A 9,215-nucleotide genomic window follows, 5' to 3' on the forward strand; every position below is an offset into this window, starting at 1 on the left:
ATTTGGACCTTTCTCCAAAAGTTGCACCGATTTTAATTAATGGTACTGCCAAGAATTGAATGGGTCTTGTATTTTTAATAAAAAAAGATGGCAGAAGAATTTAAGAAACTTTAACTGTTTTAATTTAGAATAATTCATAAAAAAGGGATTTCAAATAATTGAAATCCCTTTTTTATGAATTATTTCTGAGATATTATTTTTTAAATAAACTAATTATGAAAAGCAAGATCCAAGCGCCACCAGCCGCAATTATAATTTGCCAAAGTAAGCCGCCACCGCCAATTCCTAATTTACCGGCAAGCCAGCCTCCAAAGATACCACCTAATATTCCAGCAATTATGTTGCCGATTAAACCAAAGCCACTACCTTTCCATAGTTGCCCGGCTAGCCATCCCGAAATGGCGCCGATTAAAAGAAAATAAAAAAATTCCATAGGTTTGTTTTTTTAAGTTAATTAAATAAAATTAACAAAAAAAACGACATAAAATTCAATATATCAGTATTTTATAAAAAAAAATGAATTTGTGTGTCTAAACTTTTTTCAGTTTGATAATGGATATTATTATGCTCTATTTTGATAAAATACTATCGTGAATTTATATACAGGGGGGGTGGTTTTTATAAAGTTTTCATTTGCTTTTCCACAAAATTATTGGATTGTTGTTCTAATAATTCGGTTGCATTTTTTCTTTGCAAATCATATAATTTTTTATCCTCGGCGATATCAGCGTAAACTTTGTCGTGCATTGATGCGCTTGTTTTTATTAATAATTCCCGTTGGTATTTGTCTTGCTCTATAGTGGCTTTGAGAGCAGTTTCTAAGTCTTCCAATTTATAATCGTATTCTCCTCTTGGCGACAATAATTTGGCAATAATTGGAGAGGTTTCAATCGCTAAGAATAGTAGCATTATAAAAAAAGAGGGAATCCAAGGCAATTTATTCAAGGCGTTAATTCGCGCCATCAAACCGTCAAACCCGTCGATGATAGGCTGGGTTTCGGTCACTTTCTTGTCCAAATCGGTTTGTAATGTTTTCGTTCCTTTTTCCAAAACAGCTATTTTAGCTAAATTGTTTTTTCGAATGGTATCCAATTCTTTTTTAGACAAATTGTGTTTGGCTATTTTTTCTTTAAAAACCGGGCCTTTGCCTATTCTTTTTGTTCCGGCTGTTCCCTCGGCTTCTTTGATATAGGTGTCATAAAGCGTATTTACCTCTTTTTCTTTATTGACGATTTCGGCTTTAAGGCTTTTGATCTCGTTTTTGTTTTTGTCCAAATCCGACTTGAAATAATTGGCTACTTCTTTTTTGTTATTCAAAGCCATCGCATTTTTTTCTTTCAATAAAACGGTATTGATTTCCTTTTCGAAAATTTTAATTTCCAATGGTTTTGAAATCACGATTGCAATGATAAAAGCCAAAATAATTCGGGGAGTGGCTTGCAGAAATTCATTCGCGAAGCTGTCTCTTTTTCTGATGGTGGAAACAATAAAACGATCCAGATTAAAAATAAGTAAACTCCACACGAAGCCAAAAAGTAATGCGGGAATGACATTGTCAAATACGGTGAAAAGGGCATAAGCACTGGCTATAAAAGCCATAACAGCCGTGAAAAAAACGGTGGCTCCAATACCAACGAATTTGGTTTGTTCGCCTTCGGAGCAGCCCTCAAGCAGCTCTTTGTCAGCTCCTGAGCAAAGGATAAAGAATTGTTTTAACATGATTGATTTGATTTTTGATTGATTGATGATGCAAATTTAACGCCAAAAAATTAATAATGTTGTAAAATGTTGATTTGTTTTTTGTTATGGGTTTAATTGTAAACAAAAAAAGAGCTGTTCAGTTAAGAACAGCTCTTTTAGTAAATTAAAAATTAACTTATGCAATTGGTGCACCTGCCAATATTTCGGCATTTGCGAATTCTTTGAATTTAGCAAAATTCTCTTCAAATTTATAGGCCAATTCAGAGGCTTTTTTATCATATAATTCGGAATCTTCCCAAGTGTTTCTTGGATTTAGAATTTCACTAGGAACTTCTGGGCAAGATTGTGGAATTGCAATTCCAAATACATCATGGTTGATATAATCAACAGCATCTAATTGTCCTTTTAAGGCAGCTGTAATCATGGCACGAGTGTATTTTAATTTCATTCGGCTTCCAGTTCCATAAGGTCCACCTGTCCATCCAGTATTGATTAACCAAACTTTTACATTGGCATCTTTCATTTTTTTGCTCAACATTTCTGCATATTTTGTTGGGTGTAATGGCATGAAAGGTGCTCCAAAACAAGCTGAAAAGTTAGGTTGTGGTTCTGTAACGCCAGCTTCTGTTCCGGCTACTTTTGCAGTATATCCAGATATGAAGTGGTAAGCGGCTTGTCCAGCAGTTAGTTTGGATATAGGAGGCAAAATCCCATAAGCATCAGCAGTTAAGAAAAATATGTTTTTTGGATTTTTTCCAATAGAACCAGGTTGAATATTATCGATATGGTCAATTGGGTAGCTTACTCTTGTATTTTGAGTGATAGAAACATCTTCAAAATCAACTTCATTGGTTCCAGCTTTGAAAACCACATTTTCAAGAATAGCTCCTTTTTTAATAGCTCTGAAAATGTCTGGTTCGTTCTCTTCAGTAAGATTGATCACTTTCGCATAACATCCTCCTTCAAAATTGAAAACGGTATTTTCGTTAGTCCATCCGTGCTCATCATCACCGATTAGTTTTCTGGCTGGATCTGCAGATAAAGTTGTTTTTCCCGTTCCAGACAAACCAAAGAATATGGCAGTATCCCCATCTTCTCCAACATTAGCACTACAGTGCATAGGCAATGTGTTTTTGAAAACAGGTAGAATAAAGTTCAATGCAGAGAATATTCCTTTTTTCATTTCTCCGGTATATCCTGTGCCTCCGATTAAGGCAATCTTTTTTGTAAAATCCAAGATTGCAAAATTTCCTTGGCGTGTTCCATCTACTGCTGGATCTGCTATGAATCCAGGAGCGCAAATCACGGTCCACTCCGGAGTGAAATTTTCTAGTTCTTGATTAGTAAGTCTAAGAAACATATTGTGGCAAAATAAATTGGCCCAAGCGGTTTCTGTTACTACACGAACATTTAATCTGTAATTGGTATCGGCGCAAACATAAGAATCTCTAACAAAAATTTCTTTGTTGGATAAGTAATCGGTAACTTTTTTGTAAAGAGCATCAAAAGCAGTTGGTTCAAAAGGGATATTTACTTTTCCCCACCATACTTTGTCCTCGGTAATACTATCTTTTACAATGAAACGATCCTGTGGAGAACGTCCTGTAAACTCTCCGGTATTTATTGCTAATGCTCCAGTAGAATTTTCAACTCCCTGTCCAGATTGAATGGTAATATCGTGTAACTCATTAGGGGTTAGTTGATACTGAATTTTGGCATTTTCAATTCCCAGTTCTTTTAACGAAATCGATTTCGTAAACAAAGCGTAGTTGTCCATAAAAAATAAATTTTTTTGAGTGTTGTTTATTTCACCGCAAAAGTATAATTTTTTTTAGAACCATATTAAATTTTATTTTTCTTTTTTTATTGGTTTTATTAAGTCAAAAAATAGTAGGAACCATGCAGAAATAAGAAATATCCCCCCAATTGGTGTAACGAAACCAAATATTTTGAAATCAATTGGCATCAAAGAATTGGTAGCCAACAGATAAATGGAACCAGAAAAGAGTATAACTCCAAAAACAGTCAAATTATAGATCGTTTTTTTAAATTTTTGACGAATTATTGTCGTTGTTCCAATAAACAATAAAAACAAAGCATGGTACATTTGATAGCGTACACCGGTTTCAAAAGTGGTAAGTTGTTCAATAGTGAGTATTTTTTTTAGGGCATGAGCACCAAAAGCACCTAAAATTATTGCTATCATTCCAAAAATGGCCGCCGTGGTAATTATTTTTTTATCCATCATTTTTTGTTTTATAAAAGGCAAAAGTATTTCTAATATTTTTAAACTGAAAGTATTTTATATGCAACGATAAAAGTAGTTTTTTAGTAATTTAAATCATAGGTATTTTAAATATTTTCACCATTTTTAAAATGACAAATTGATTTTAATTATAAATGTTTTTTAAAAATCATTTGTTATAAATACAACAATATTGTATGTTTGTGTTATATTTTTAAAATAATCAAAATGTAATCTGTTTTAAATAGGGATAAAAATATCCTGTTTAACAAAAAGAATATATTGAAATGTATAACGTTACGTTTTTAAAATAAAATAACTCATGAGAACAATTCTTATTATTGGGGCAGGAAGATCTGCTTCTTCGTTGATACAATACCTTTTGAAAAAATCGGTATCAGAAGAATTGCATCTTATTATTGGTGATTTGTCCTTGCCTTTAGCCAAAAAAAAGACAAACAATCATCCGAATGCGACCCCTATCGCTTTAGATATATTTGATGAAAATCAAAGAAAAAATGCGATTCAAAAAGCTGACATTGTAATATCCATGTTGCCGGCTCATCTTCATATTGAAGTAGCAAGAGATTGTATAGTGTATAAAAAGCATCTTGTGACGGCTTCCTATATAAGCGATGCGATGCAAGAATTGGATGAGGCAGCCAAGGCAAACAATCTAATTTTTATGAACGAAATTGGACTTGATCCCGGAATCGACCACATGAGTGCCATGAAAGTGATTGATGAGATTAGGGAACAAGGCGGTAAAATGCTTTTGTTTGAATCTTTTTGTGGAGGTCTTGTAGCCCCAGAATCAGACAATAATTTATGGAATTATAAATTCACTTGGGCGCCAAGAAATGTGGTGCTTGCTGGGCAAGGAGGTGCTGCTAAGTTTATTCAGGAAGGCGCTTATAAATACATTCCCTATGTAAATTTGTTTCGTAGAACCGAATTTTTGGAGGTAGAAGGTTACGGTAAATTTGAGGCCTATTCGAATAGGGATTCTCTTAAATACAGAAGTGTTTATGGTCTTGATGATGTGCTTACCTTATATAGAGGTACGATTCGAAGAGTAGGTTTTTCTAAGGCTTGGAACATGTTTGTGCAATTGGGGATGACAGACGATAGTTATATTATGGAAAACTCAGAAAACATGAGTTATCGTCAATTTGTGAATTCGTTTTTACCTTATCACCCAACAGATTCAGTTGAAATCAAAATGCGTTTGATTCTAAAAATTGACCAAGACGATATCATGTGGGATAAATTGTTGGAATTGGATTTGTTCAATCGCAATAAAAAAGTAGGATTGAAAAATGCCACACCTGCACAAATTCTTGAAAAAATACTTACTGATAGTTGGACTTTAGAACCAGATGACAAGGATATGATTGTGATGTATCACAAATTTGGATATGTCCTTAATGGCGAAGAAAAACAAATAGACTCCAAAATGGTTTGCATTGGGGAAGATCAAACCTATACTGCAATGGCTAAAACTGTAGGATTGCCTGTTGCAATGGCGACTTTGTTAATATTGAATGGCAAGATTAGAACACCCGGAGTACAGCTTCCGATTCGCAAAGAAGTATACCTTCCTATTTTGAAAGAGTTGGAAGAATACGGAGTTGTTTTTAATGAGCAAGCGATGCCTTATATTGGATACAATCCTGATAAAGTTTTTAGTTAAGGTTTTTTTTAATTTTAGATTTTTTTTAAATTTTTTTTTGGACAAATCCGCATTGAAAAATGTGGGTTTTGTTTTTTTAGTATTTATATAGTTATAAAATCATTCTATTTCTTGTTCAGAAACTACTTCGCCGTTATCATATTTGCGTATTAAAATCAGTTTCCCTTTTTCGGTGTAATATTTCCATTTGCCATTATAAAACCAATGTGTTTGTTCGCCGTCAGTTGTTGTTTTTGTTTTTCCTTTCGATTCGACTTTACCATTTTTGAAGTAGTTTTTTGTTTTGCAGTATGAGCTTGAATAGTTTTCCCTTTTTATGAGTTTGCCGTTCAAATAATAAGTCCATTTTTTTATTGGTTCTCCATTACGATAACTTCCTATAGATTTATAATTTGAACTGTCTTGACCGTAGTTTTCTATCCAAAGACCTTCTCTCTGTTTGTTTACTTTTTGATTAAGTTGCTTGGGTTTACAGCTAAATAGAAATCCGATAAGCATTAGATAAATGAAGAAGGAGCGCATATAATATTTTTGTATCATAAATGTATAATTATTTTTTTAATGTAAGATAAAGTTTGTTTTTTTTTAGAAAATCAAAAGAACTAGCCCAGATGGGGACAACAGATATAGTGTACAGCTGGACACGAGCGAAGGGAACTGACGAAGTAAATAGCTCCTGATTAAAACCAAAATCATTTGGAAGTAGACATAAAAAAATCCGCTAACAAGGAACGGATTTAGATATTGTTTGAGAATTCTTATTTGCTTAATTCCACAAAATATTTGTAAAATAACGGAATGGTTTCAATCCCTTTCAGATAATTGAAAATTCCAAAATGTTCATTTGGAGAGTGAATAGCATCACTGTCAAGACCAAAGCCCATAAGTATTGTTTTGCTCTTTAGTTCTTTTTCGAACAAAGCAACAATAGGAATACTTCCTCCTGAACGTACTGGGATTGAGGGAACACCAAAGGTTTCGGTGTAAGCCATATTGGCTGCTTTGTAACCGATGCTGTCTATAGGGGTTACATAACCTTGACCGCCATGATGAGGAGTAACTTTTACGGTAACTCCAGCCGGAGCAATGTTGGTGAAATGTTTGGAGAACAAGTCGGTGATGACTTCCCAATCTTGGTTGGGAACTAAACGCATCGAGATTTTGGCAAATGCCTTACTCGCAATAACGGTTTTGGCGCCTTCTCCTGTATAACCTCCCCAAATTCCGTTGACATCTAGCGTCGGGCGGATGGAGTTACGTTCATTGGTTACATATCCTTTCTCTCCATATATATCATTCAAGTTTAGTGCTTTCTTGTAATTGTCAAGATTAAAAGGAGCTTTGGCCATTTCGGCTCTTTCCTCCAAGGACAATTCTTCAACATTGTCGTAGAAACCAGGAATAGTAATGTGATTGTTTTCGTCATGCAATGAGGCAATCATTTTTGCCAAAACATTTATAGGATTAGCAACAGCACCTCCGTACAGTCCGGAATGCAAATCACGATTTGGTCCAGTAACTTCTACTTCCACATAACTCAAACCACGAAGGCCAGTTGTGATAGAAGGTTGTTGATTGGAGATCATTCCGGTATCCGAAATCAAAATCACGTCATTCTTTAGCTTTTCCGTGTTGTTTTCCACAAAGGTTTTTAGGTTAACACTTCCTACCTCTTCCTCGCCTTCAATCATGAATTTTACGTTACAAGGCAAAGTATTGCTTTGAATCATGTATTCGAATGCTTTTACGTGCATGTACATCTGGCCTTTGTCGTCGCAAGCACCTCTGGCAAAAATAGCACCTTCGGGATGAATGTCTGTTTTCTTGATAACTGGTTCAAAAGGGGGAGAAGTCCATAATTCTAATGGATCAGCAGGTTGAACATCATAATGTCCGTAAACCAAAACGGTAGGCAATTTTGGATCGATTGTTTTCTCTCCGTAAACAATAGGGTAGCCCGCAGTTTCACAAATTTCGACAAAATCGCATCCAGCTTTTACTAAACTTGCTTTAACAGCTTCGGCAGTGTCAAGAACATCTTGAGAAAAAGTGGTGTCTGCACTTACGGATGGAATTTTCAACAACTCAATTAACTCGTTGATAAAGCGATCTTTGTGTTTTGTAACATACAATTTTATATCTTCCATTGAATCAAATTTTTTTGAGGATCAAAAATACAAAAAAGAGAATGAATATTTTTTTTAAAAAATCCTTTGAAAATTCGAAGTTATGATTATCTTTGCACCCACAATTACGCGGATATGGTGAAATTGGTAGACATGCCAGACTTAGGATCTGGTGCCGCAAGGCGTGTAGGTTCGAGTCCTATTATCCGCACAAAAAAGCTTCTCATTTTGAGAAGCTTTTTTTATGTATTTAAATTTCTAAATGCACAAGGGTTTTTTAAATAGGCTAAATTTAATTTTATTTTAATCTTCATATGGGTCAAATTTTCTATAATATTGAAAATAAGGGTTTAAATAGAAAATTTTAATATATTTGTTTCCCCAACATTAAGTGGAATCTAAAAATTCTCCAACCATTTATTATAATGAAAAAAAAATCAGGTATGCTAATATTGATACTAGCACTTTTAGGATGTGTTTTGATAGGGTTTTCGATTTATTTCCTTTATGAGGGAAGCTTTATTGTAGGTGAAAATAATGAAGAAGCAGCAAAAGAACTAAAAGGAGTAAGTAAAAAAGTTGAAAATTTAAGTCAAGAATTGCGTCTTATGACTAAAAGCAATGGAGAAGAAAAAAATAATTCAATTGGAGCTTTTGGTAAATTAGCAAGTAATAATATTCCTATTGTACAGATTACATCTGTAGATCTTGGTGAAGATGTTGGAGTTGAGGGCAATGACAAGAAAAAAAATCGATTAACGTACAGTCACGAGATTAGATTTTTTATTTTAAATATCGGTAAAAGTGCATTAAAGGAAGTTATTTTTTCAATTAAGGATATTTATAACGAACCAAAATGGAGGAAAAAAAATAAAAAAGCTAGAGTTGAATATGATTGCTTTGGGCAAGTTATCAATAGCGCCGAGTTTGGTTCTTACAACAATATTGAGATCAATACATTAAACCTTAAATCCAAAAAAATAGCATACTCTAGCAATCTTCCTAGTAGTTTTGGTGATGGCGAATATTTTTTTGATATAATTCTAGAGTGGGAAAAAGGCTCGTATCAAATAAAGGTTACTATTGTAGAAGCAGCAGGCAAATTAAACTTCAAATATGAGTTTTATGATGCAGACGGTGAACTTATTGATTTGAAAAAATTGCCAAACAACAGCAAATAAAAAAGCTTCTCTATTTGGGAAGCTTTTTGCTTTAGTGTCAATAAAAAATTAAATTTTCATATTCGACACTTTATAGGATTTTCCGTCAGCTGTTGCTTCGACTACTTTGGTAATTTTTTCAGGAGATAAGACAGTTTTGTCAAAGGAAACGGTTGATAATTCTTTTTCAAAATCGACAGTTGCGGTTTTTACACCTTCCAATCCGTTTAATTCTTCTTGTATTGTTTTTGCACAACCTATCGCACAAGTCATTCCTTTAATAGTAAAAC

General features: G+C 33.9%; 9 protein-coding genes and 1 tRNA gene. 3 read left to right on the top strand and 7 right to left on the bottom strand.

What is annotated here, in order from left to right; all coding sequences use genetic code 11:
* Nucleotides 1–193 precede the first annotated feature (193 nt).
* The 4 genes from VFS71_RS06815 to VFS71_RS06830 all read right to left on the bottom strand — a co-directional run bounded on the left by VFS71_RS06815 (nt 194) and on the right by VFS71_RS06830 (nt 3,946).
* On the bottom strand, nt 194–433 hold the full coding sequence (locus VFS71_RS06815; protein WP_326400173.1) for a GlsB/YeaQ/YmgE family stress response membrane protein: 240 nt from the start codon (nt 431–433) through the stop codon (nt 194–196).
* 185 nt (nt 434–618) lie between these two features.
* Nucleotides 619–1,719: a DUF4407 domain-containing protein gene (locus VFS71_RS06820; RefSeq protein ID WP_326400174.1), complete on the bottom strand. Its 1,101-nt coding sequence runs from the start codon at nt 1,717–1,719 to the stop codon at nt 619–621.
* A gap of 157 nt (nt 1,720–1,876) precedes the next feature.
* A complete protein-coding gene (gene pckA / locus VFS71_RS06825) occupies nt 1,877–3,478 on the bottom strand; it encodes a phosphoenolpyruvate carboxykinase (ATP) (RefSeq protein ID WP_326400176.1) in 1,602 nt (533 codons plus the stop codon).
* Nucleotides 3,479–3,550: 72 nt separating this feature from the next.
* On the bottom strand, nt 3,551–3,946 hold the full coding sequence (locus VFS71_RS06830; protein ID WP_326400177.1) for a DUF423 domain-containing protein: 396 nt from the start codon (nt 3,944–3,946) through the stop codon (nt 3,551–3,553).
* 322 nt (nt 3,947–4,268) lie between these two features.
* Between VFS71_RS06830 and VFS71_RS06835 the strand changes: the two genes are divergently transcribed.
* Nucleotides 4,269–5,639, top strand: coding sequence for a saccharopine dehydrogenase family protein (locus VFS71_RS06835; RefSeq protein ID WP_326400178.1), 1,371 nt, complete (start codon nt 4,269–4,271; stop codon nt 5,637–5,639).
* Nucleotides 5,640–5,738: 99 nt separating this feature from the next.
* Here VFS71_RS06835 and VFS71_RS06840 read toward each other — a convergent pair whose 3' ends face one another.
* Nucleotides 5,739–6,179: a hypothetical protein gene (locus VFS71_RS06840; protein WP_326400179.1), complete on the bottom strand. Its 441-nt coding sequence runs from the start codon at nt 6,177–6,179 to the stop codon at nt 5,739–5,741.
* Between the two features lie 218 nt (nt 6,180–6,397).
* Nucleotides 6,398–7,786 carry a dipeptidase gene (locus tag VFS71_RS06845; protein ID WP_326400180.1) on the bottom strand — a complete coding sequence of 463 codons (1,389 nt, stop codon included), beginning with the start codon at nt 7,784–7,786 and terminating at the stop codon, nt 6,398–6,400.
* Between the two features lie 108 nt (nt 7,787–7,894).
* Here VFS71_RS06845 and VFS71_RS06850 point away from each other — a divergent pair.
* Nucleotides 7,895–7,976: transfer RNA gene (locus VFS71_RS06850), tRNA-Leu, on the top strand.
* A gap of 214 nt (nt 7,977–8,190) precedes the next feature.
* The gene (locus VFS71_RS06855) at nt 8,191–8,946 is read left to right on the top strand and encodes a hypothetical protein (protein ID WP_326400181.1); all 756 of its coding nucleotides are present in this window, start codon (nt 8,191–8,193) and stop codon (nt 8,944–8,946) included.
* Nucleotides 8,947–8,994: 48 nt separating this feature from the next.
* Here the strand turns inward: VFS71_RS06855 and VFS71_RS06860 are convergent.
* Nucleotides 8,995–9,215: heavy metal-associated domain-containing protein (locus tag VFS71_RS06860; protein ID WP_326400182.1), on the bottom strand; the 221-nt coding region annotated here is incomplete at its 5' end.

The organism is Flavobacterium sp. (assembly GCF_035760125.1).
Lineage (GTDB): Bacteria > Bacteroidota > Bacteroidia > Flavobacteriales > Flavobacteriaceae > Flavobacterium.